The sequence below is a fragment of the Methylobacterium sp. P3_A11 genome (genome assembly GCF_056403155.1).
Genome location: NZ_JBFUGA010000027.1, coordinates 32,837 through 55,253 on the forward strand (window position 1 = coordinate 32,837; position 22,417 = coordinate 55,253).

The following is a 22,417-nucleotide window of genomic DNA, read 5'->3' on the forward strand; positions in this document are numbered from 1 at the left end:
ATATGGTGGCGAATCAGTTATTGTGCGCCGCACAACGCGCCATCCACAGGCCAAGCAAGAGAGGAGACGACGCATGAGCAATCCCCCGAATTATGAGGTCCCGGCCGAAATGCGCGATTTCGCCGAGAAGAGTGTCGAGCAGGCCCGTAAGGCGTTCGACAGCTTCATCGGCGCGGCCCGCCGCACCGCCGACACCGTCCAGGGCTCGGCCGAAGTGGCCCGCTCCAATGCCCTCGACGCATCCTCGCGCGGTTTCGAGTATGCCGAGCAGAACGTGAACGCTGCGTTCGACCTCGCGCAGAAGATGGTGCGCGCCAAGGACATGCAGGAGGCCATGCAGCACCAGGCCGAGTTCGTCCGCAGCCAGTTCGCCGCCATCCAGGCGCAGGCCAAGGAGTTCAGCGGCCTCGCGCAGAGCGCCATGCAGCAGGGTGCGGAGCGCGCCAAGTCGGCCATGCAGCAGGGTGCCGACGAGGCCCGCAAGGCGATGGAGCAGGGCCAGGACGCCGCCAAGCAGACCGCTCAGAACGCCCAGGACGCTGCCGAGCGCGCCACGCACTGAAGCGCATCGGACGACGTCGCTGCGGCGGCCCGCTCCCGGACTCCGGGGCGGGCCGTCTCGTTTTCGCCGGTATTGCCGTCGAGAGCCGCGGCGCGGACAGGTTGGAGCCGCGCCGAGCGAAGGATTCAGGAATGCGCCTCACTGTTTCCGGCCGATCCGGCCTGCGTGGAACGCTCCGCTGGACGGTCGCCGCGCTGGCCCTCGCGACTTTGCTGCCGACCTGCGCGGCGCAGGCGCAGTATTACGACGATCCCGGCTATGACGGTGGATACCGTCCGGCCCCGCGGCGTGCGCAGCGCGCGCCCGTCGGCTTCAACTGCGACGCCGTCCAACAGGGAATCACCGGGCCGAAGCCGTTCTCCTGTCCGCTGCCAGGACCGCGACCCCTCGGGGCGCGCTGCTTCTGCGATATGCCGATCGCGTCGTTCAGCCCGCCTCAGACAGCCGTCGGGCGCGTCGTCCCGTAACGCGACAGACCGCGCACCCGGTTTGGGTGACGCGGCCCGCGCGGCAGTTCACGTCCCGGCCCGCGGTGCCCGCGGGCCGGAGGTGGGCGCTCAGTTCAGAACGACGACCTTGGCGCCGACCTTCACGCGCTCGTAAAGATCGGTGACGTCGTCGTTGGTCATCCGGATGCAGCCCGAGGACACCGCCTGACCGATCGTGTCCGGCTCGTTGGAGCCGTGGATGCGGTACTCGGTGTGGCCGATGTACATGGCGCGCGCACCGAGGGGGTTCTCGATCCCGCCGGCCATGTAACGCGGCAGGTCGGGGCGGCGGGCGATCATGGCCTTCGGCGGGGTCCACGACGGCCATTCGCGCTTGGCCGTGATCGTGTTGCTGCCGCTCCAGCTGAAGCCCGGACGGCCGACGCCGACGCCGTAGCGCAGGGCCTGGCCGTTGCCGAGGACGTAGTACAGGCGCCGCTCGGCCGTGGAGACCACGATGGTGCCCGGCGTGTAGGGCGCGTTGAACGCCACGACCTCACGGGGGATCGGCTGCACCTGAGCCTGCGGCGCGGCCTGCACGCCCTGGCCGTAGCCCGGGGCATAAGTACCCTGGTAACCGTACTGTCCCTGATCGGAGTAGTACTCGTCGGCATTGTCGGTCCCGAAGGGATCGTACGACGAAGCCGCGAGCGCAGGCGTCGCGGCAAGAACAGACACGCCGAGGAGTGCGGCGAGTGCGGTGACCGTGGTCTTCATGGGTGGCCTGCCTGTGCAATAACCTTTGCCATTACAAGCGTGAGCATAGGCAGGCAGTTCCATTCGGCCGCCGAGAATTTGCGTCCCGGCGGAATACGCAGGATGGCTCGGCCGTATGGGCCGGCGCTCAGGTCACCTCGTCGGTGTGGACGTCGAACCGGGCGAGGTGCGCGTAGCCGAAATTCGTCGAAATCGCGCAGTCGGTGGCGTCGCGGCCGCGTGCCATGACGATGCGGCCGATGCGGGGGCGGTTGTGCCGCGCGTCGAACGTGTACCAGCGCGGGCCGTCCGGCCCTTCGAGGAAGACCTCGAACCAGGCGGAGAAGTCCATCGGCGCCGGGTCCTTCGGCACGCCGATGTCGCCGAGATAGCCGGTGGCGTAGCGGGCCGGGATGTTCATGCACCGGCACAGGGCGATCGCCAGATGGGCGAAATCCCGGCACACGCCCTCGCGCTGCATGAAGGCGTCGTGCGCACTTCGGGTCGCGTCGGCGCGCTGGTAGTCGAAGCGGATCCGCTCGTGGGTGTAGTCTACGATCGCCTGGACCCGCGCCCAGCCCTCCTGTGTGTTCCCGAACAGCGACCAGGCCGTCTGCGACAGCCGGTCGGTGTCGCAGTAGCGCGAGCCGAGCAGGAACAGCAGCGCCGCGTCCGGCAGATCCTGCACGGGGATCTGGCGCGCCTCCGGCACGACCGGATCGGGCAGGCCGGAATCCTGGACCGTGAAATCGGCCGAAATCGTCAGCAGCCCCGGCGGCGCGACGATTCGGTGGCAGATGTTGTCGAAATCGTCCCGGTACTCGTGCGCCGTCAATGGCGGATCGAACACGAGATGATGCGGCGTCAGAACATCGGGCATCCGCGAATGGTGGACGCTGAGCATCAGGACCATCGGTGTCGGCTGCGACAACGTGAAGGCGATATCGAAACCGGTCCTGATCTTCATCGCGGCCACCTTGCTCTTTCGCCTTCCGCGCAGGCTCGCCGCGCGTGTTCCTGATCCCCGGGTCTCAACGCGCCAGAAGCGGCGGCGACCCCCATGCGGTCTGAGCAGCGGCCCCGTCCTGTTCGATCACGTCGACCTCGACGCGCATGCCCAGATCGTCGCTGGCGAGACCGAAGAAGGACCCGTGCAGCGGTACGGCCTGCGCGGGGTCGCGGGTCACCGCGACGCGGATGAGATCGCGGTTGCCGACGATGCCGTTGGTGGGGTCGAACTCCACCCAGCCGGCGCCCGGGAGATAGACTTGCAGCCACGCGTGGGTGGAACCGCCGCCCACGTGCCGGGCACGGTCGTTCCGCGGGTTGTAGAGGTAGCCGGAGACGAACCGAGCCGCCATGCCGAGCGCCCGCACGCCCTCCATCATCAGCACCGCGAAGTCCCGACAGGAGCCACGCTTGCTGCGCAGGGTGGTCAGGGGATCCTGCACGCCCTTCTCGGAGCGGGCCAGATAGGTGAAGTTCGCCCGCACGCTGCGGGTCATGGCGGCCAGCAACTCCAGCGTGGGGATGCGGCCCTGCTCCGGCAGAAAGCTCCGCGCCCAGGCATCGACTTCGTGGCGCGAATCGCGCCACTGCCGCTCGATCGATCGGGCTAGGTCCGGCATGTCCTCGGCGCCGTATCCGAACGGATAGTGGGTCGCGTGGGGTGCGAGCGGGAAGTCGGGGGCGTGTTCCGGGGTATGTTCGAGGGTGATGCTGCAATCGAAGGTCAGCGTCTCGGCGCGCGTCTCGAAGGTCGTCACCGCCACGCAGTTCCCGAACACGTCGAACAGCCAGCGCAGGGTCGCGGGCGCGGGGGTGACGTCGAGGGTCGCCTCGATCAGCCGCTGATCGTAACTGTCGCGCGGCCGGAACATGATCCGGTGCTCGCCGAAGGCGACCGGACGCCGGTACCGGTAGACCGTTCGGTGGCGGACGGAAAGGATCGGCAACTCTGCAGGCTCCGGGCTCGCGCCGACGCGGTCATCGGCAATGCAAGGGCTAGGCCCAATTGCGCGGACGAGACGCGCGGATGCTGCAGGACCGACCGTCCGCGGTGCTCTTCGCAGAGCCTGGCGCGCCGGGCCGTGCGCGACGGTCGGCCCGGATCGAAAGAGACGTCACGCACAGTCGGGGACTTCTTGAGTGCGCCTTCAGAGCACCGGCGGAGCCGGCTCGGCGGCGGCGCGCTCGGCCTCGACCAGCACGTCGAAGGCGCGCCAGGGCTTGGCGATGAAGACGGCCTCGGCCGGCAGTTCCGGGCGCGACAAACCATGGCCGGAGGTCACCACCAGCCGCGCCCGGGGCCACAGCGTCGACACCGCACGGGCCAGCTGGAGGCCGTCCATTCGGCCGGCCAGCCGGACATCGGCGAAGACCAGCGCCACGTCGCCGCCGCGCGCCTGCAGGACCAAGAGGGCAGCCTCGGCGCTGTCGCAGCCGACGACGTCCAGCTCCGTCTCCTCCAGAAGGGTTTCGGCCAGGGCGCGGATCTCGGGATCATCCTCGACAACGAGGGCGAGGCGCGGCGGGACGGCCTCGGCCGCCGTTTCGCGCGAAATCTGCTGCACGGAATCCCCGCCGTCGGTCTGGCGGACCCGACGGACCAGGGAGGCGAGATGCTCGGGCACGCCCTCGGAGACGAGATTATCGTAGAATGACGCGAGTGTCCGGCCGATTTCATCGAGCGGAATACCAGGCGAAAGCGTATCAGTGAGCGGCAGGGGCGCGCTCGTCTCGTGCTTCTTCAAGGACTCCCCCCGAAGTCGAGTGTCACGCCGGCCGAGGACGCGGCGCTTGAGGAGGAAAGTCGGCAATCCGCCGCTGGTTGCGCGAGGCGTCCGGAATCCCACCGGCCCTCACTGAGCCGTTACTGCGTGGCGAGGCCGGAATCGGCATCCGCGTAGGCCATGATCCCGGAGACCGCGCGGACGTTCTGGTAGCGTGTCCCGCGCGTGCTCATCATTGCCTCGAACTTCTCGTGGACCTGGGCGACGGACAGGCTCAGCGGCTTGCGGTGGCGGCCGCGGCCGACGAAGCGCCCGGCGGCGAAGAAGATCGAGCGGTTGGCCCGGGCGGGACCCGGGAGGAGGGCGGCTGCGGCGGCGGCCGGCTTGTTGACGACGTTGGCGAGAAACTCCCCGGCATCATCAGGTCCGAGGAAGTGCGCCAGATAGACCTCGCCGAGGGTCAGCTCGCGGCCGATCCGCAGGGCGATGCGCGCGGCGTCGCGCTTCAGCATCTCGCCGGCCATCAAAGCCGACAGGTAGGGGTCGCGGCGCAGCTCCAGCACCCGGATGCGCTCGGCCGGATCGGCGATGATCGGCCGGTCGTTGCCATCGGCCGTGATCAGCGCGGCCTCCTTCTCCAGCCCGTACTTGGATCCGAAATCGCGGATCACGCCGAGCCATGTCCGCTCGATGAACTGGTAGAGGCCGGTGGCCGAAGAGGTCTTGGCCTGGACCGCGGTGACGAAGCTCGATTCCTTGTCGGCCACGGCCATCAGCAGCACCGGATCGGTCTGGACAGTCTGGGCGGCCCGCACGATCGTCTGCACGAGGTGGCGCCGGATCTTCATCGGGCCGAATTCCAGGATGTCGTTCGGGTCGCCGGCGGCGCTCTCCGAGAGCAGGAAGTCGTACGACACGCGGTCGACCGTGTTGGAGCCGATGTCGGTGTCGAGATCGTGCACGGCGGCGAAGCTGGCGGAGGCGCGCAGCGGCGTCTGCGCGAGATCCGTTGTGAGGGCGACGGTGTGGATGCGCGGCCGGGGCATCGCCGGTTCGGTGGCCGCTTCCGCGGTGGACACGGCCGGCGACAGGCCCACCTTGCCGAGGTCCACGCCCGATCCGATCAGGGCCGCGCTGAGACCGCCTGCGATGAGCGACATGGTGAGCAGCGAGCGGAACAGCGCAGGGCGACTGCCGTGGGCACGGCCCAGCATGGGCTGTGCGGCGATCACGTCGGCACGGCCGGAGCCGAACTGGCCCTGCTTGCCGGTGATGGTCCTCTGCGATCCGACCGTACGGCCTTGCATCGTTATCCCGACTCTCCACACGCCCTGATGGCGCCACGGATCGATCATCGCTTGACAGATGTGGCGACAACACGGCCGCGCTCGTGGCCGAGCTGCGGCGTCCCGGGGAGATTTCGGGGCAGGGCGCCCGTGACTCGCGCGGCATCCCTCCTTAAGAGGGCGCCATGCGGGTGCCACGCAGACGACGCGCGGCCGCCCAGTCCCCGTGTGTCCTGCCAGAGTCAGCCCCGATGAGCGGCGTCAACGAGATCCGGTCGACCTTCCTCGACTACTTCGCCAAGGCGGGGCACGAGGTCGTGCCCTCCTCGAGCCTCGTGCCGAAGAACGACCCGACGCTGATGTTCACGAACGCCGGCATGGTGCAGTTCAAGAACGTCTTCACCGGCGTCGAGAAGCGCGCCTACGACCGGGCGACGACCGCGCAGAAATGCGTGCGGGCCGGCGGCAAGCACAACGACCTTGACAATGTCGGGTACACGGCGCGCCACCACACGTTCTTCGAGATGCTCGGCAACTTCTCGTTCGGCGACTACTTCAAGGATCGCGCCATCGAGCTGGCTTGGACGCTGATCACCAAGGAATTCGGCCTGAAGGCCGACAAGCTCCTTGTCACCGTCTACGCCGACGACGACGAGGCCGCGGCCCTGTGGAAGAAGATCGCCGGGCTTCCCGAAGAGAAGATCATCCGGATCGGGAACTCCGACAATTTCTGGCAGATGGGCGATACCGGCCCCTGCGGCCCCTGCTCGGAGATCTTCATCGACCAGGGACCGGCGCTCCAGGGCGGCCCGCCGGGCTCTCCCGACGAGGACGGCGACCGGTTCCTGGAATTCTGGAACCTCGTGTTCATGCAGTACGAGCAGCTGGAGCCGGGTGCCCGCAACCCGCTGCCGCGGCCGTCGATCGACACCGGCATGGGCCTGGAGCGCATGGCGGCGATCCTCCAGGGTGTCCATTCGAACTATGACACCGATCTGTTCCGCGCCCTGATCGATGCGGTGGCGCACGCCGTCTCGCGGGCGCCGGAGCCCGCCACCATGGCCTCCTACCGGGTGATCGCCGATCACCTGCGCGCCGCGTCGTTCCTGGTGGCGGACGGCGTGCTGCCGGGCAACGAGGGTCGCGGCTACGTGCTGCGCCGGATCATGCGCCGCGCCATGCGTCATGCCGAGATCCTGGGCGCGCGGGAGCCCACGATGTACCGCCTCGTGCCGACGCTCGTGCGCGAGATGGGGCAGGCCTATCCGGAACTGATGCGGGCCGAGAGCCTGATCGGCGAGACCCTGAAGCTGGAGGAGACCCGGTTCCGGCGAACCCTCGAGCGCGGCCTGTCGATCCTCGACTCCGAGAGCCGCGACCTTCAGGCGGGCGACAAGCTCTCCGGCGAGACCGCGTTCACGCTCTACGACACCTACGGCTTCCCCCTCGACCTGACCCAGGACGCCCTCAAGGCCCGGGGAATCGGCGTCGATACGGACGCTTTCGCGGCGGCGATGCAGCGCCAGAAGCAGGCCGCCCGCGAGGCCTGGAAGGGCTCCGGCGACGCGGCCACCGAGACGGTGTGGTTCGGTTTGCGCGAGCGCGTCGGCGCCACCGAGTTCCTGGGCTACGAGACCGAGACCGCCGAGGGGATCGTCACGGCGCTCCTGCATGACGGCGCCGAGGTCAACGGCCTGGACGCTGGCCAGACCGGACTGATCCTGGTCAACCAGACGCCGTTCTACGCCGAGTCGGGCGGACAGGTCGGCGATGCCGGACTCATCCTCGCGCCGGGCGTTCGGGCGCGGGTGACCGACACCCAGAAGAAGCTCGGCGACCTGTTCGTCCACCACGTCACCGTGGAAGAGGGGCGCTTGAGTCTCGAACAGCCCGTGGAGCTGAGGGTCGACCACGCCCGTCGCCGGGCGATCCGGGCGAACCACTCCGCAACCCACCTCCTGCACGAGGCCCTGCGGCAGGTTCTGGGCGACCACGTCGCCCAGAAGGGTTCGCTGGTGAGCCCGGACCGCCTGCGCTTCGACATCAGCCATCCGAAGCCGATCGAGGCCGACGAACTCGCCCGGGTCGAGGATATCGCCAACGCGGTGCTGCTGCAGAACGCACCCGTGGTGACCAAGCTGATGGCGGTTGACGATGCCATCGCGTCCGGCGCCCGGGCGCTCTTCGGCGAGAAGTACGGCGACGAGGTCCGGGTGGTCTCGATGGGCCTGCCGGTCGGGTCCAACACCGGACAGGGGCGGCCAAAGAACTTCTCGGTGGAACTCTGCGGCGGCACTCACGCCGCGCGGACCGGCGATATCGGCGCGATCACCGTCGTGGGAGAGAGCGCCGTCGGCGCGGGTGTCCGCCGGATCGAGGCGCTGACGGCCGACGCGGCCCGCCGCCACCGCGCCGAGGAGGCCCGCACCCTGGCGGCGCTGGCCGGCATCCTCAAGGCGCCTGTCTCGGAGGCGCCCGACAGGCTCACGGCGCTGATGGAGGATCGGCGGCGCCTGGAGCGCGAGCTGGCTGAGACGCGCCGCAAGCTCGCCATGGGCGGTGAGGGCGGCCCGGGTTCCGGGGCTCAGCAGATCGAGGTCGGGGGAGTGGCGTTCCGACGCTCGGTGATCGAGGGGCTCGACATGCGCGACCTCAAGCCGATCGTCGACGAGGAGAAGAAGCGCCTGGGTTCCGGTATCGTGGCGGTGGTCGGCGTGGCGCCGGACGGCAAGGCGGGCCTCGTCGTGGGCGTGACCGACGACCTGACCGGTCGCTACGACGCCGTCGGGCTGGTCCGGGCCGGTGCCGGCGCGCTCGGGGGCAAGGGCGGCGGCGGCCGCCGCGACATGGCCCAGGCCGGTGGCCCGAACGGCGCCGGAGCCGAGGCTGCCCTCGATGCCATCGCCCAGGCTCTGACCGACGCCGCCTAAGTCACCCCGCGAAGCGGACGGCCGCATCCTCTCCGGTGCGGCCCGATGGTGACCGACGGGACCGGTGAGGTCCCGTCGCGCCCGGCTTCACGTTTTGCCGCCGCCCCCGCCGCCCTGTGGGGCCACCCGTGACGGCTGGTTGGCGTTGCCGGCGGCGGCCGAATTGTCGGAGGTCGTATCGGCCGCCCGGCCGGTCGGCGCGTCGGTGACCGCGGCATCGTTGCCGGTGGTGTCGCCCCGCTGGCTCATCACACCCGCCGCGGCCGGCGCCGGAGCGACCGGCCTCTTGACGCCCTGCGCAGCGGCCGGCGCGATGGTGGCAAGAGCGAGGCGGCGTTCGACCCGTCAGTGCACGCGCGTCCAGGTCTGCCGCTTGCAGAAGACGCTCATCACGCACCCTGAGACCTCGAGCGCGTTGGGACCCGTGAGCTTCAGGGACCCGGAATAGGTCTTGCCGTCATTCGGGTTGTAGAGGGAGCCCGAGAAGCCGCCGCCGTCGGGCTGGCGTGCGTCGAGGATCTGCACGCCCACGACGCTGCGGCTGCGCAGCGCCGGATCCGGATTCTTGGCGTCGAGCCCCTTTCCGGGCGCACTCACGATCGTACCGCAGAAGCCGCCCCCGCAGGGGATGACGCGGACGCGGGAGCTTCCGGTCTCCGTCAGCCAGAGCCCGGCCGGATCGGCCCCCAGAGCCGGGCCGCAGGCCGTGCCCGTCGCGAGCAGTGCCAACATCGTGCGACGCAGCCTCGAACCCATCCCTGTTCCTCCTCACTCAGCATCCGAACGTGGTCTTACCGCGAGGCCCGGGGCAGCGCGCCGCCCAGGTATGTCTCGATCACCTCGCAGAAGGGTTGGCCGGCGCCTGTCGAGAGCACCGCATCGACCTCGAAGAGCGGGTCGTTGGGACCCGGATCCGCCTGCTGGACCGGCGCGCGCACGTCGATGGTGCTGCGCACCGGGGCCAGCGGGCGCACGACCCGGCCGAACGGGGTGCGGGTGCCGTCCAGGGTCGCGTTCATCTCCGGCGTGAGGCGGGCCGGCACATACCAGTTGTCGGCCTCCGACAGGACCCGGTCCCCGCAGGCGAGGCGGACCCGGCGATAGCGCACCGGTTCGTCCGGTCCGATCGCCAGGCGCGCGCGCTGCGCCGGGGTCAGAGGCTTGTCGACGATGGGTATGCGCTCCGCGACGAGACGGGGCTCCCCGGCCAACTTGTAGTCGGCGCACCAACCTTCGAGCGCGAGCGTCGCGCTGTGCGCGGCCAGTATGCGGCTCCGCAGCGCCGCGATCATCGCCTGCGGATTGTCCTGGAGGACGCGCAGATCGGCCGGCTCCGCCGGCGCCGATGAATCGAGCGCCCAGCTCGGAGGCGCGATCACCGGCACCAGTCCCAGTCCAAGCACGGCCAGGCAGCGCGGCCATCGCCCGTCGGCCGATCCGGCGGGGTGAGACACGTCGCACGACGGCGTCGCCCATCTCCAAACCAGCAATAGCGAAGTGAAAATGCCATCGCAGCAAGACTTTCCGGTGCGCCAGAGCATCTCGGGGGTCGTTCTCCCAGATGAAACACCAGATTGTCGCCGCATGCCGAAGCGTCGAGGCCCGGCAGAACGCCATGACCAGGGCGAATCCTGCCGACCCGGTCGCGTCAGGCAGGATCTATATAAGAATCGTCGCTCCGTCGAGCCGCGCCGTTCGCGGGAGCCTTCGACGGAAGCCCGTCAGCGCCGCGCCACCGGGGGCAGATCGGTGCAGAGGCCGAGGCCGGCCTCGGCGGCCAGCCCGATGGTCTCGCCCAAGGTCGGGTGGGGATGGATCGTGCGGCCGATATCGGTGGCATCGGCCCCCATCTCGATCGCGAGCGCGACCTCTCCGATCATGTCGCCCGCGCTCGGCCCGACGATGGCGCCGCCGACGATGCGCTTCGTCCTAGCGTCAAACAGCAGCTTGGTCAGGCCGTAATCGGCGCCGTTGGCGATGGCCCGGCCCGATGCCGCCCAGGGAAATCGCGCCACCTCGACGGCCTGGCCCGCCGCCTTGGCGGCCGTCTCGGTGATGCCGACCCAGGCGATCTCCGGATCGGTATAGGCGACCGACGGGATCACCGCGGCGTCGAAGCCGGCCTTGTGGCCGGCGGCCACCTCGGCGGCGACATGACCCTGGTGCACCGCCTTGTGGGCCAGCATCGGTTGTCCGACGATGTCGCCGATGGCGAAGATGTGCGGAACGTTCGTGCGCATCTGCCCATCCACCGGCACGAAGCCCCGCTCCACCGAGACGCCGGCGGCATCGAGGCCGAGGACGTTACCGTTCGGGCGTCGACCCGCCGCCTGGAGCACGAGGTCGTAGATCTGCGGCTCCGCCTCGGCCGCCACGGTGACGGCGATGCCGTCCGGGGTGGCTCGGGCGGCCACGACCTCGGTGCCGGTCAGGACGCGGTCGAAGCGGTGCCCGTTACGCTTCGTCCAGACCGCCACAAGATCCCGGTCGACGCCCTCCAGCAGGTTCGGCAGCCGTTCGATCACGTCGACCCGGGCGCCCAGCGCGCTGTAGACCGTCGCCATCTCCAGGCCGATGATGCCGCCGCCGATCACCAGCATCCGGCGCGGGACGAATGGCAGTTCCAGCGCCCCCGTCGAGTTCACGATGCGCGGGTGCTCCGGCAGCATCGGCAGCGCCACCGGCGACGATCCCGCGGCCACGATGGCGCTCGCGAAGGCGATGGTGCGCGTGCCGCCATCGTGGAGCGCCACCGAGGCCGTTTCGGGTCCGTCAAAGCGCGCGGTGCCGCGCAGAACCTCGACCTTGCGCTGGCGCGCCATCTGGGCGAGCCCGTCGGTCAGGCGGCGGATGGTTCCGGCCTTGAACGACCGCAGCCGCTCCAGATCGACGGTCGGAGGGCCGAAGGTGATCCCGTGCGCGGCGAGCCGTACAGCCTCCTCGGTTACGGCCGCTACGTGGAGCAGCGCCTTCGACGGGATGCAGCCGACGTTGAGGCAGACCCCGCCCAGAGTCGCGTCGCGCTCCACCAGCGTGACCCGTTGCCCGAGATCGGCCGCCCGAAAGGCCGCAGAATAGCCGCCGGGACCGCCGCCTATCACGAGCACGTCGCAGGCCGCGTCGGCGTCGGTGCTCCGTGGCGTCGGTGTCGGCGCCGGTGCGGCTTCCGCCCGCGCACCCGGCGACTCGACGGCCAGCCGCGCGACGAGGGTGCCGGCCGAGACGGTGTCGCCGAGGCCGACCAGCATCTCGACGAGGCGCCCGGCCGCCGGGGACGGGATATCCAGGGTCGCCTTGTCGGATTCGACCACCAGCAGGGTCTGGTCCTTGGCGACCGGCTGGCCGGGGGCGACCGGGATCTCGATGACGGGGACGTCGGCGTAATCCCCGAGGTCCGGGACGCGGATGTCGAGGGTGTCTGTCATGGCGCGGACCGTTAAAGGAGGGCGCGGCGCAGGTCCGAGAGGACCGACGCCACGTGACCGAGGAAGCGGGCGGCGGCGACACCGTCCACCACGCGGTGGTCCCACGACAGACTCAGGGGCAGGATGAGACGCGGCTGGAATGCCGTGCCGTCCCAGACCGGCTCCATGCGCGAGCGCGTCGCGCCGAGGATGGCGACCTCCGGCGCGTTGATGATCGGCGTGAAACCGTCGCCGCCGATGCCGCCCAGTGACGACACCGAGAAGCAGCCGCCCTGCATGTCGGAGCCCGGGAGGGTCCCGGCCCGCGCCTTCTCGGCCAGGGCGGCCATTTCGGTGGCGATCTCGATGAGGCCCTTGCGGTCGCAATCGCGCACCACCGGGACCATCAGGCCCTTCGGCGTGTCCACGGCGAAGCCGACATGGACATAGTCCTTGAGGACGAGATCGCCCCCCGCGAGGGAGGCGTTGAACCGCGGATAGGCGCGCAGCGCCGAGGCCGCGGCCTTGATCAGGAACGCCACCATCGTGACCCTCGCGGGCGGTGTGCGCGTCTCCTTGTTGAGCCCGACGCGAAACGATTCGATCTCGGTGACGTCGGCCCGGTCGAAGTTGGTGACGTGGGGGATCGTCAGCCAGTTGCGACTGAGGTTGGCCCCCGACAGGCTCTGGATGCGCGAGAGCGGCTCGCGCCGGACCGGGCCGTATTTCGCGAAATCCACCTCCGGCCAGGGCGGCAGGCCAGCGCCGATCCCGGAGGCGGCGACGGGCGCCGGGGCCGGCGCGCCCAGGGCCGCCTTGACGAAGGCGTGCACGTCCTCGCGCAGGATCCGCCCCTTCGGTCCGGTGGCGGCGATACGCTCCAGCCCAACGCCGAGTTCGCGGGCGAGCTGGCGGACAGACGGGCTGGCATGCACCTCGCCCCGTGCTGCCTGGATCGGATCGGAGTTTGTCGAGTTCGGCAGGGTGGGGCGAACTCCCTCTACCGTGCGGGAGAGGGTTGGGGTGAGGGATGTGCCCTCTCCGGAAGACCCTGATCCCTCACCCTGTCCCTCTCCCGCACGGGAGAGGGGAACCGCGCTCCGCTCGGAGGTCGACGAGGCCGCGGCTGCGGGTGCTGCGTCCGGCGTCGGTGCAGTTCCGCCGCCCTCCGCCGGCTCTACCGTGAGGATCGGCGTCCCTTCGGACACCTTCGTGCCGACCGAGACCAGCAGCTCGCGCACGATCCCCGCGACCGGGGAGGGGACCTCCATGGTGGCCTTGTCGGATTCGATGCTGAGGATCAGGTCGTCCACCGCGAGGCGGTCGCCCGGCTTCACCAGAAGCTCGATGACCGGCACGTCCCGGTAGTCGCCGATATCCGGCAGGGCGATCTGCAGCGCGGCGCTCATGCGGGCGGATTTCCGTAGGTCGGGCGTTCGGAGGGTGGGATGGAAAAGCGCCGATCGGCACGCGCCGAGCCTCAGACGGTCCAGGGCGCCGGCGCGTCCGCCGCGATGCCGTATCGGCGGATCGCCTCGGCCACGGTGGCGCGCGGCACCGATCCGGTCTCGGCCAGGGCGTGCAGGGCGGCGATGACCACGTGCTGCCGGTCGACCTCGAAGAATCGGCGGAGCGCGTTGCGGGTGTCGCTGCGCCCGAACCCGTCGGTGCCGAGGGCGACGAAGCGGGCGCCGACATAGGAGGCGATCAGTTGCGGATAGGCCCTGACGTAGTCGCTCGCCGCCACGATCGGGGCCGCGCCCGGCAGCAGCGCCGCCACGTGGCTCACCGGCGCCTCGGCCTCCGGGTTGAGCATCGCCTGCCGCTCGGCCTCGCGGGCGTCGCGGGCCAGCTCGCTGAAGCTCGTCACGCTGAACACCTCGGCCGCGACGCCCCAGTCCTGCCTCAGCAACTTCGCCGCCGCGATCACCTCCGGCAGGATCGCGCCGGACCCGAGGAGCCGCACGGCTCCCGCTCCGCCCTCCGGCCCGGACAGGCGATACATGCCCTTCAGGATGCCGGCTTCCGCCCCCTGCGGCATGGAAGGCTGCGCGTAGTTCTCGTTCATCGCGGTGAGGTAGTAGAAGGCGTCCTGGTCCTCCTCCATCATCGCCCGGGCGCCCCGGTCGACGATCACCGCCATCTCGTACGCGAAGGCCGGATCGTAGGCCCGGCAGTTCGGGATCGCGGCCGCCTGCATGTGGCTCGACCCGTCCTGGTGCTGCAGGCCCTCGCCCCCGAGGGTCGTGCGACCCGCAGTGGCGCCGATCAGGAAGCCTCGGGCGCGCTGGTCCGCCGCCGCCCAGATCAGGTCGCCGACCCGCTGGAAGCCGAACATCGAGTAGTAGATGTAGAACGGCAGCATCGACAGGCCGTGGACGCTGTAGGACGTGGCCGCCGCCGTCCAGGACGAGATCGCCCCGGCCTCGGTGATGCCCTCTTCCAAGAGCTGCCCGTCCCGCGCCTCGCGGTAGTAGAGCATCGAACCGGCATCCTCCGGCTCGTAGAGCTGCCCCTGCGGCGCATAGATCCCAACCTGCCGGAACAGGTTGGCCATGCCGAAGGTCCGGGCCTCGTCAGCGACGATCGGGACGATGCGCGGTCCCAGATCCTTGTGCTTCAGGAGATTGCCGAACAGGCGCACCACCGCGGTGGTGGTCGACATCTCCTTGCCGCCCGCCTCCAAAGCGAACCCAGCATAGGTCGAGAGCGCCGGCACCGTGACGGTCGGCGCGGTGCGGCGGCGGGCCGGAAGCACGCCGCCGAGCATCTCGCGGCGTTCGCGCAGGTAGCGCATCTCGGCCCCGTCCTCGGCCGGCTTGTAGAAGGCCAAGCCCTCGACCTGGGCATCCGACAGCGGCAGGGCGAACCGGTCGCGGAAGGCGCGGAGCGCGTCCACGTCGAGCTTCTTGGCCTGGTGGGCGGTCATGCGCGACTCGCCCGCGCCGCCCATGCCGTAGCCCTTCTTGGTCTTGGCCAGGATCACGGTCGGGCGGCCCTTGGTGGCCTTGGCGGCCGCGAAGGCGGCGTAGAGCTTGCGGAAATCGTGGCCGCCGCGCTTGAGGCGATCCACGTCGGCGTCCGACATGTGGGCGACGAGCTCGCGCACCTCCGGATCCTCGCCGAAGAAGTGCGCAAGGTTGTAGGCACCGTCCTTGGCGCCCAGCGTCTGGTACTTGCCGTCGACGGTGTCGGCGAAGCGGCGCAGCAGGGCATGGTTGGTGTCGCGGGCGAAGATCCCGTCCCACTCCGAGCCCCACAGCACCTTGATGACGTTCCAGCCCGCGCCCCGGAACAGGCTCTCCAGCTCCTGGATGATCTGGCCGTTGCCGCGCACCGGCCCGTCCAGCCGCTGCAGGTTGCAGTTGATGACGAAGGTGAGGTTATCGAGGGTCTCGCGGGCCGCGAGGGCGAGGCCGCCGATCGATTCCGGCTCGTCCATCTCGCCGTCGCCGAACACGCCCCAGACGTGCCGGCCGCCGGTGTCGGCGAGGCCGCGATCGGCGAGGTAGCGCATGAAGCGCGCCTGATAGACCGCGTGGATCGGACCGATGCCCATGGATCCGGTCGGGACCTGCCAGAAATCCGGCATCAGCCAGGGGTGCGGATAGGAGCAGAGGCCGTCGCCGGCGATCTCCTGGCGATAGTGTTTCAGCTGCTCCTCGGAGAGGCGCCCTTCCAGGAAGGCCCGGGCATAGACGCCGGGCGCCGAGTGCGGCTGGAAATAGACGAGGTCGCCGTCCGCGCCGCCCTTGAAGAAATGGTTGAACCCGACCTCGAACAGTTCCGCCGCCGAGGCGTAGCTCGCCACGTGGCCGCCGAGTTCGCCGTAGGCCATGTTGGCGCGCACCACCATGGCCAGCGCGTTCCAGCGCATGATCGAGGTCAGGCGTTCCTCGATGTCGAGATCGCCCGGGTAGCGCGGCTGCTTCTCCAGCGCGATCGTGTTCCGATAGGGCGAGTAGGGCAGGGCCTCGTCGAGGATGCCGATCTCCTTCGAGCGGCGCTCAAGACGGTCGAGGATGAAGCGCGCCCGGGCAGCGCCCTCGGTGCGGAACAGGGATTCCAGCGCCGCGAGCCAGTCCTGGGTTTCCGCCGGATCATGGTCGACCTCAGCGGACCGCGCGATGGTGGCTTTCGGCGGTATGGCATTCATCGGCGCGGCCTCCCTGTTTGATCCGGATGATACGGCTATCAGAGCGGCGGGACATGCCGGACATTTGCTCTGTGACGCGATTTGTCGGATTGATCATCCGCATAATGGGTTGTAGGAGGCAAATCATGCCGCTCGACGCCCTCCGAGGCCTCTCCTGATGCCGCGATCGGCGCCGGACGCGGCCAGCGCAGACCCGGAGGTCGGCCAATGCCCGTGCGCCAAACCCAGCTCGATGCCGCTAGCCTGCGCATCCTCGAATGCCTGCAACAGGACAGCGAGATCAGCATCGCGGAGCTCGCGGAGCGGGTGGGTCTGTCCACCTCACCGTGCTGGCGTCGCGTCAACGACCTGAAGGAGGCCGGCATCATCCGGGGCTGCGTCGCGGTGGTCGATCCCCTCAGCGTGGGGCTCGCAGTGAACGTGTTCGTCCACGTTTCGCTGGAGAAGCAGACACAGGTCGCGCTTCGCGCTTTCGACGAGGCCGTGCGCAGCCGCCCGGAGGTGATGGAGTGCTATCTGATGAGCGGCGAGGCCGACTACATGCTGCGCGTCGTGGTGGAAGATCTCGGCCAGTACCAGAAGCTCGTCCTCGACCACCTCACGCGCATCCCCGGGGTGGCCAACATCCGCTCAAGCTTCGCGCTGGGGCAGGTGAAGTACACGACCGCGCTACCCCTCGCGCACCTCAGTCGCTAAGGGATCCACGCGCTTACCGGATTCGGTTCGCATGGATCGGGCAAGTTTGAGGGTTCGCGTCTTCGAACTCAAGCGCGGAAGGCCTGCATAGCCGCATCGCGCCGAGATAAAAATGGTGGAGCCTAACGGGATCGAACCGATGACCTCTTCCATGCCATGGAAGCGCTCTCCCAGCTGAGCTAAGGCCCCACTATGTCCACCGCGGTTTGGGTCCCGCGGGGGTCTCGCCGGTCCGACTTGCGTCCGGCGAGGCCGGTTCTATAGGCGGCTCGCGCCGCGGACTCAACCCCTTTTTTTCGCGATGTTCGGGGTTTCGTCGGGGGAGGCGGCCGGAGCCGCCTCAACTCTCTTCGTCGTTCTCGATGTCGCCGTCGATCAGGTCCGAGACATCGTCGTCGCCGGCATCTTCCTCCTCGAGGAAGGTATCGTCCTCGGTGGAATCTCCGTCCTCGACCGACTCGTCCTCGGGCGTCGGGTCCGCCTCGTCCTCAGCGGCTTCCACCTCGTCGAGGGAGACCATCTCCGGACCCTTCTCGTCCGTCTCGTCCTCGTCATCGGTGTTCACCGGCGCCCGCGACAGCGCCGGTGGCGCTGCGCGACTGGAGGTGGCCACCGCCTGATAGACCGCCCCGCATTTCGGGCAGACGGCGGGGTCGCGGGCAAGGTCGTAGAACTTCGCGCCGCAGCTCATGCACTGGCGCTTCAAGCCAAGTTCCGGTCGGGCCACGGGCGGACACCTCGTCGTCAGTACTGTCTCGGGGGAGCGGCCCCGTTAGTCGGGGTGGCCGCCCCTGTCAATCGAGCCGGTGCGAGGCGCTGCGCGGCGGTGTGGTCCGCGGGCGTCCGTGAGATCGAACGGATGACGCCGATCGGTGCCCGTGTTAACCGCGCGGCGATTTCACCGTCCGATTGCAACGCCGCGGCATAGCCGCCCGGCGCGCCGGATCCAGGCCAACCCGCAAGAGCCCGAACGGACGCCCCGTGTCGCACGATTCGAGTCCCGAGCCCCTCACCGCCGTGCCCGGCACGTCCCTGCGGGGGCGCCTGCGCCCGCCGGGCGACAAGTCGATCTCGCACCGGGCGATGATCCTCGGCCTCCTCAGCCAGGGGGAAACCCGGGTCGAGGGCCTACTCGAGGGCGACGACGTCCTGCGCACCGCCGCCGCCGCGAAGGCGCTCGGTGCCGGGGTCGAGCGCCYCGGCGCCGGGCGCTGGCGGGTCCAAGGCGTCGGCATCGGTGGTCTCAGCGACCCGGCCGCGGTTTTGGATTTCGGCAATGCCGGCACCGGCTCCCGTCTGATGATGGGGGTGGTCGGCGGCCAGCCGGTGACCGCGACCTTCGACGGCGACGCCTCCCTGCGCTCGCGGCCGATGCGCCGCATCCTAGACCCGCTCACCCGAATGGGCACGCAGGTCCTCGCTGAGGCACCGGGTGGACGGGTTCCCCTGACCCTGCGGGGCCTCAAGGAGGCGATCCCGATCACCTACGAAACGCCGGCGGCCTCGGCGCAGATCAAGTCCGCGGTGCTGCTTGCCGGTCTCAACGCCCCCGGCACCACCACGGTGATCGAGACGGCGGCGACCCGCGACCACACCGAGCGAATGTTGCGCCTGTTCGGCGCCGCGGTCAGCGTCGAGCCGCATGGACCCGGCGGGCACGGCCGCAGGATCGCGCTCACCGGCCAGCCGACGCTGCGCGGCACCGACGTAGTGGTTCCGGCCGATCCGTCCTCGGCGGCCTTCCCGCTGGTGGCCGCGCTGATCGTCCCCGGCTCCGACGTGGTGATCGAAGGCGTCATGATGAACCCGCTGCGCACCGGGCTGATCACGACGCTGCTGGAAATGGGCGCGCAGATCGAGCGCTTGGCCGAACGGGAGGAGGGCGGCGAGACCGTCGCGGACCTGCGTGTCCGCGCGAGCCGCCTCACGGGCGTCGACGTCCCGGCCGAGCGGGCGCCGTCGATGATCGACGAGTATCCCGTCCTGGCGGTGGCGGCGAGCTTCGCGGAGGGCCGGACCCGGATGAACGGTCTGCACGAACTGCGGGTCAAGGAATCGGACCGCCTCGCGGCCGTGGCGTCGGGGCTCGCCGCCAACGGTGTCCGCCACACGGTCGAGGGCGACGACTTGGTCGTCGAGGGTGATGGCACAGCGGCGCCGGGGGGTGGGACTGTCGCGACCCATCTCGATCACCGCATCGCCATGGCGTTCCTGGTGATGGGGCTCGCCACCCGGAACCCGGTCACGGTGGATGACGGTGCGATGATCGCCACGAGCTTCCCGAGTTTCCTTCCGACCATGCAGGCCCTCGGCGGCCGGATCGGGGCGTGATCCGCATGCCGCTCCTCATCGCGATCGACGGCCCGGCCGCATCCGGCAAGGGCACGCTGGCCAAGCGGTTGGCCGAACATTACGGCCTGCCCCATCTGGACACCGGCCTGCTCTACCGGGCCGTCGCCCTGACCCTGATCGATGCGGGGGTGTCGCTGGAGGATTGCGCGGCTGCGGCGCGGGCCGCCCAGGCCCTCGACGCCGGCAGGCTCGACGATCCACGCCTGCGCGAGCGGGCGATGGGCGAGGCGGCCTCGCGCGTCTCGGCGGTCCCGGACGTCCGCGCCGGCCTGCTCGCATGGCAGCGCCGGTTCGCCGCCGATCCGCAGGGTGCCGTCCTCGACGGGCGCGACATCGGCACCGTGGTCTGTCCCGATGCCCCGGTGAAGCTGTTCATCACCGCGTCCTCGGAGGAGCGCGCCCGTCGCCGGCACCGGGAGCTGGCCGGCCGCGGCGAGGCGGCGACCTTCGCGGCGATCCTGGCCGACATCGAGGCCCGCGATGCCCGGGACGCCTCCCGGAGTGCCGCTCCCCTGCGCATGGCCGACGATGCGGTCCGGCTCGACACGACGGAACTCGACGCCGATGCCGCCTTCAACGAGGCCCGCGGCATCGTGGAGCGGAGCCGTGGCGACACCGCCTGAGGGTTGTCCCCGCCGTCATGTTGACCCCCCGAGCCCGCTCACCTATTGCGGACCCGCCGTCTCGGACGCGCCGCAGCGAGCGGCCCGGGACGCGAGCGCGTAGCTCAGCTGGTAGAGCAACGGACTTTTAATCTGTAGGTCCTGGGTTCGAGTCCCAGCGCGCTCACCAATTTACCAGCAAAATCAGGACTTTAGAGCGTATAACAAATCCGGTTTTGCCCCGCGGGAAGCCCGGGTTGCGCCGGAGCGGCACGCTCACGGTTCGGAGCTTGTTGTCGCCTCCACTCGCACAGCCCATTGAAGCCCGCGCGGTTGAGAGCGTCGCCAATCGGGGCGAGCGAGATCGCATCTAAGCGCGCAGGCTAGCCGACGCTCAACTGGTCGGTAGGCATGCGTTCGGCCGCTGTGGGATGTTCTCCGCAGCGCATTGTGAGGCCGACCGAATCGAAAATCCGTCGCAGGCCTGAGCACGCATGTCTGCCGTGCCGATGCAGCCGTGGCCGTTTTCGCAAGCCGCGATTAAGCCGTCCGGCCCGACCAGCGGCGCGATACGTGCGCCGGACTTGGGCCATCAGGATCCCCATGAGAAAGTTGCTCGCGTTCGCCGTGGCCATAGTCGTGTGTGCGGGATCCACACTTGCTCTGGCCGAGCAGCCGGCGCGTGATTGTAGCCAAGACCCCGAGACGACAGGCGCGTTATCCGGCGACCCCCGCAGCCTGTATTTGCCCGGCCAGCGACCCGGGAAGGCCGACCCAGACCCGCCCGAGGCGAGCTGGCAAGACGAAGCCCGGGAGAATTCCGAGCAGCGCCGGCGCTATCTGCTCGAATGCGGGGTGGACTGACGCTGCAGAAGGGCTGCCTCGGCCTCACGGCAGGTCGCTTTAGCGCCAGCCTGGGACAGTTCCGGCCCGACGTGGGTGACGGTCGCCTAACCGGCCCCAGGCACCATGGTTATGGGCCACTTTGCGTATCGGCCCACCGCTGGTGAGATCGGACGCTCCCCCGCCCCGTGAACGGATCGGGGCGTGGCCGAGCGGCCGGTGCTCGGCAAGGGGGCGCCTATGACGGATGAGCCAGACCGGAACGGCCAGACACTATCGGATGAGGAACTCGACCGATTGGCGCGTGAGCTGTTTGCCGAGGTGCGGGGTGAGTTCACGGAAGCCAAAGTGGACCGAGCCCTCAAGACCGCCGGTGAGGTCGCGGGGGAGGTGATCCCTGGTGTGCCCGATTGGCTGCTGGACGTTAGCGACGCCGACGCGGGGGACAGCAGCGCTGATTGACAGCCCTGCATCCCCGTCTTGTTCGAGAAGGGTCCCGGGCGCTGGGCGGATATGCACGTCAGGACCGCAACTGGACGGGACTATCGGGCATTAGGGGAGCATAGCCATTCGGCACTCTCAAGGTTTCCCATGCTGCTGATCTCGTCACTCGTGGCGGGCACGTTCGTGCTCGCCACATCGTTCTCACTCATCGCCGTCCTCACGGATTAGGCCGTGGCGAGGGGTCGGTTCACGAGCCGATCCCTCGCGCCGTCAGCAGGGTATGAAGGGCGTCGGCAAGCCCTTCGAGCGCGAACGGCTTGCGCAGGAATCGCGCTCCCATGGGCATCTGCTGCTCGCCCGGCCACTCCACTCCCGACACGATCAGGATAGCGAGTTCGGGCCAGCGCGCCGCGACGGCTTTGGCCAGCGTGAAGCCACTCAGGGGCTCGCCAGCGAGATCCACGTCCGCAACCATGGCCACAAGCTCGGAACGGGACGCCAGATGGGCCTGAGCGGTCTCGACGGTCAGAGCCTCGACGACCTCGTACCCCGCATCCCTCAACGCCGCAGCCGCTTCCATCAGCTGCACGGGATCGTCCTCAACAATCAGCACGGCACGCCGCGGCGCGAAGGCGTCAGCCATTGAGCCACTCCACGAGAACGATGCCCTACAACGCCGCTCGGATTGATACCGTCTCAACCAGAAGCGTGACCGGGCGACATCCATTTGGAGTGAGTGGTGCGCAAGATGCGGACTTCCGCAACGGGGTCCGGACCGGAGCCTAACTCCTAAACCCGGACCTCTTCCGCTTGCAGTCCGCCTGCTCGCAGGTGGTCTGGGATGTCGGAGTGATCGTAGTAGCCGGCTTCGTGCGCCATGGCGTCCAGGGCGGCAATCGGGTCGGCGGCCGAACCTGTCCAGAGGATTGCGCCTGTTGCACCCTGGCGGACCTGAAATACCTTCATCGAACCCTCCCATGCCTGGCAGTGCATCAAGCATAGCGCTGCCCTTGGCGTTCCGGCGCTACCTCAATCGGTGAACATGCCGCATGGCCGGGTCGGCTGCCTCTTCAAGAGGGCGCAAGCGCACGCTAGGTGTTCAGTCCCGAGGTGAGATGGGTTGGGTCGTATCTGAACCGGCCTGGGTCGTCTGCCCAGGCTCGGCAGGTCGCTTCGTATGGCGTGAGGCCGCGTAGGGTCTTGAGCCGCCGGGCGAAGTTGTAGGC

Annotated in this window: 22 protein-coding genes, 2 tRNA genes and 1 pseudogene; 9 read left to right on the plus strand and 16 right to left on the minus strand. The window is 69.3% G+C overall.

The window, feature by feature from the left end:
* The first annotated feature begins 73 nt into the window (after positions 1-73).
* On the plus strand, positions 74-562 hold the full coding sequence (locus tag AC1DXK_RS11250) for a phasin (protein ID WP_457106992.1): 489 nt from the start codon (positions 74-76) through the stop codon (positions 560-562).
* Positions 563-693: 131 nt separating this feature from the next.
* A complete protein-coding gene (locus AC1DXK_RS11255) occupies positions 694-1,029 on the plus strand; it encodes a hypothetical protein (protein WP_457106993.1) in 336 nt (111 codons plus the stop codon).
* A gap of 90 nt (positions 1,030-1,119) precedes the next feature.
* Here the strand turns inward: AC1DXK_RS11255 and AC1DXK_RS11260 are convergent, their stop codons facing one another.
* The 5 genes from AC1DXK_RS11260 to AC1DXK_RS11280 all read right to left on the minus strand — a co-directional run bounded on the left by AC1DXK_RS11260 (position 1,120) and on the right by AC1DXK_RS11280 (position 5,785).
* Complete coding sequence (locus tag AC1DXK_RS11260) at positions 1,120-1,767, minus strand: L,D-transpeptidase (RefSeq protein WP_457106994.1); 648 nt, start codon at positions 1,765-1,767, stop codon at positions 1,120-1,122.
* Between the two features lie 127 nt (positions 1,768-1,894).
* Positions 1,895-2,713 (minus strand): transglutaminase-like domain-containing protein, encoded by an 819-nt coding sequence (locus AC1DXK_RS11265; RefSeq protein WP_457106995.1) that lies wholly within the window; start codon positions 2,711-2,713, stop codon positions 1,895-1,897.
* A gap of 64 nt (positions 2,714-2,777) precedes the next feature.
* Complete coding sequence (locus AC1DXK_RS11270) at positions 2,778-3,701, minus strand: transglutaminase family protein (RefSeq protein ID WP_457106996.1); 924 nt, start codon at positions 3,699-3,701, stop codon at positions 2,778-2,780.
* Between the two features lie 201 nt (positions 3,702-3,902).
* Positions 3,903-4,499, minus strand: coding sequence for a response regulator (locus AC1DXK_RS11275; RefSeq protein WP_477297780.1), 597 nt, complete (start codon positions 4,497-4,499; stop codon positions 3,903-3,905).
* Between the two features lie 119 nt (positions 4,500-4,618).
* Positions 4,619-5,785, minus strand: coding sequence for a transglycosylase SLT domain-containing protein (locus AC1DXK_RS11280; RefSeq protein WP_457106998.1), 1,167 nt, complete (start codon positions 5,783-5,785; stop codon positions 4,619-4,621).
* 230 nt (positions 5,786-6,015) lie between these two features.
* Here AC1DXK_RS11280 and alaS point away from each other — a divergent pair, with 230 nt between their 5' ends.
* Positions 6,016-8,694, plus strand: coding sequence for an alanine--tRNA ligase (alaS, locus tag AC1DXK_RS11285; RefSeq protein WP_457106999.1), 2,679 nt, complete (start codon positions 6,016-6,018; stop codon positions 8,692-8,694).
* An 87-nt stretch (positions 8,695-8,781) separates the two neighbouring features.
* Here alaS and AC1DXK_RS11290 read toward each other — a convergent pair whose 3' ends face one another.
* The 6 genes from AC1DXK_RS11290 to mdeB all read right to left on the minus strand — a co-directional run bounded on the left by AC1DXK_RS11290 (position 8,782) and on the right by mdeB (position 16,254).
* A complete protein-coding gene (locus tag AC1DXK_RS11290; protein WP_457107000.1) occupies positions 8,782-8,943 on the minus strand; it encodes a hypothetical protein in 162 nt (53 codons plus the stop codon).
* A 96-nt stretch (positions 8,944-9,039) separates the two neighbouring features.
* Positions 9,040-9,450 (minus strand): DUF2147 domain-containing protein, encoded by a 411-nt coding sequence (locus tag AC1DXK_RS11295; RefSeq protein WP_457107001.1) that lies wholly within the window; start codon positions 9,448-9,450, stop codon positions 9,040-9,042.
* A 35-nt stretch (positions 9,451-9,485) separates the two neighbouring features.
* Positions 9,486-10,235 carry a hypothetical protein gene (locus AC1DXK_RS11300; RefSeq protein WP_457107002.1) on the minus strand — a complete coding sequence of 250 codons (750 nt, stop codon included), beginning with the start codon at positions 10,233-10,235 and terminating at the stop codon, positions 9,486-9,488.
* 180 nt (positions 10,236-10,415) lie between these two features.
* On the minus strand, positions 10,416-12,119 hold the full coding sequence (gene lpdA, locus AC1DXK_RS11305) for a dihydrolipoyl dehydrogenase (RefSeq protein ID WP_457107003.1): 1,704 nt from the start codon (positions 12,117-12,119) through the stop codon (positions 10,416-10,418).
* 11 nt (positions 12,120-12,130) lie between these two features.
* The gene (locus tag AC1DXK_RS11310; protein WP_477297784.1) at positions 12,131-13,507 is read right to left on the minus strand and encodes a 2-oxo acid dehydrogenase subunit E2; all 1,377 of its coding nucleotides are present in this window, start codon (positions 13,505-13,507) and stop codon (positions 12,131-12,133) included.
* 71 nt (positions 13,508-13,578) lie between these two features.
* Complete coding sequence (gene mdeB / locus AC1DXK_RS11315; RefSeq protein WP_457107005.1) at positions 13,579-16,254, minus strand: alpha-ketoglutarate dehydrogenase; 2,676 nt, start codon at positions 16,252-16,254, stop codon at positions 13,579-13,581.
* A 207-nt stretch (positions 16,255-16,461) separates the two neighbouring features.
* On the opposite strand from mdeB, the gene AC1DXK_RS11320 reads away from it, so the two are divergent.
* The gene (locus tag AC1DXK_RS11320; protein ID WP_457107006.1) at positions 16,462-16,950 is read left to right on the plus strand and encodes an Lrp/AsnC family transcriptional regulator; all 489 of its coding nucleotides are present in this window, start codon (positions 16,462-16,464) and stop codon (positions 16,948-16,950) included.
* A 113-nt stretch (positions 16,951-17,063) separates the two neighbouring features.
* On the opposite strand, the gene AC1DXK_RS11325 is transcribed toward AC1DXK_RS11320, so the two are convergent.
* A tRNA-Ala gene (locus tag AC1DXK_RS11325) sits at positions 17,064-17,139 on the minus strand.
* Between the two features lie 151 nt (positions 17,140-17,290).
* A complete protein-coding gene (locus AC1DXK_RS11330; protein ID WP_477297787.1) occupies positions 17,291-17,677 on the minus strand; it encodes a TIGR02300 family protein in 387 nt (128 codons plus the stop codon).
* Between the two features lie 254 nt (positions 17,678-17,931).
* Between AC1DXK_RS11330 and aroA the strand changes: the two genes are divergently transcribed.
* From aroA to AC1DXK_RS11355, 5 genes are all read left to right on the plus strand, one after another.
* Positions 17,932-19,281 (plus strand): 3-phosphoshikimate 1-carboxyvinyltransferase, encoded by a 1,350-nt coding sequence (gene aroA, locus AC1DXK_RS11335; protein WP_477297789.1) that lies wholly within the window; start codon positions 17,932-17,934, stop codon positions 19,279-19,281.
* 5 nt (positions 19,282-19,286) lie between these two features.
* On the plus strand, positions 19,287-19,925 hold the full coding sequence (gene cmk, locus AC1DXK_RS11340) for a (d)CMP kinase (protein ID WP_457107009.1): 639 nt from the start codon (positions 19,287-19,289) through the stop codon (positions 19,923-19,925).
* Positions 19,926-20,018: 93 nt separating this feature from the next.
* A tRNA-Lys gene (locus AC1DXK_RS11345) sits at positions 20,019-20,094 on the plus strand.
* A 413-nt stretch (positions 20,095-20,507) separates the two neighbouring features.
* Positions 20,508-20,768 carry a hypothetical protein gene (locus AC1DXK_RS11350; RefSeq protein WP_457107010.1) on the plus strand — a complete coding sequence of 87 codons (261 nt, stop codon included), beginning with the start codon at positions 20,508-20,510 and terminating at the stop codon, positions 20,766-20,768.
* 183 nt (positions 20,769-20,951) lie between these two features.
* Positions 20,952-21,209: a hypothetical protein gene (locus AC1DXK_RS11355; RefSeq protein ID WP_457107011.1), complete on the plus strand. Its 258-nt coding sequence runs from the start codon at positions 20,952-20,954 to the stop codon at positions 21,207-21,209.
* Positions 21,210-21,438: 229 nt separating this feature from the next.
* Here the strand turns inward: AC1DXK_RS11355 and AC1DXK_RS11360 are convergent, their stop codons facing one another.
* From AC1DXK_RS11360 to AC1DXK_RS11370, 3 genes and pseudogenes are all read right to left on the minus strand, one after another.
* Entirely contained in the window at positions 21,439-21,834 is a 396-nt protein-coding gene (locus tag AC1DXK_RS11360; RefSeq protein ID WP_457107012.1) for a response regulator, read from the minus strand.
* Between the two features lie 146 nt (positions 21,835-21,980).
* The gene (locus tag AC1DXK_RS11365; protein ID WP_457107013.1) at positions 21,981-22,157 is read right to left on the minus strand and encodes a hypothetical protein; all 177 of its coding nucleotides are present in this window, start codon (positions 22,155-22,157) and stop codon (positions 21,981-21,983) included.
* Positions 22,158-22,282: 125 nt separating this feature from the next.
* Positions 22,283-22,417 (minus strand): annotated as a pseudogene (locus AC1DXK_RS11370) (IS481 family transposase); the annotation flags it as partial.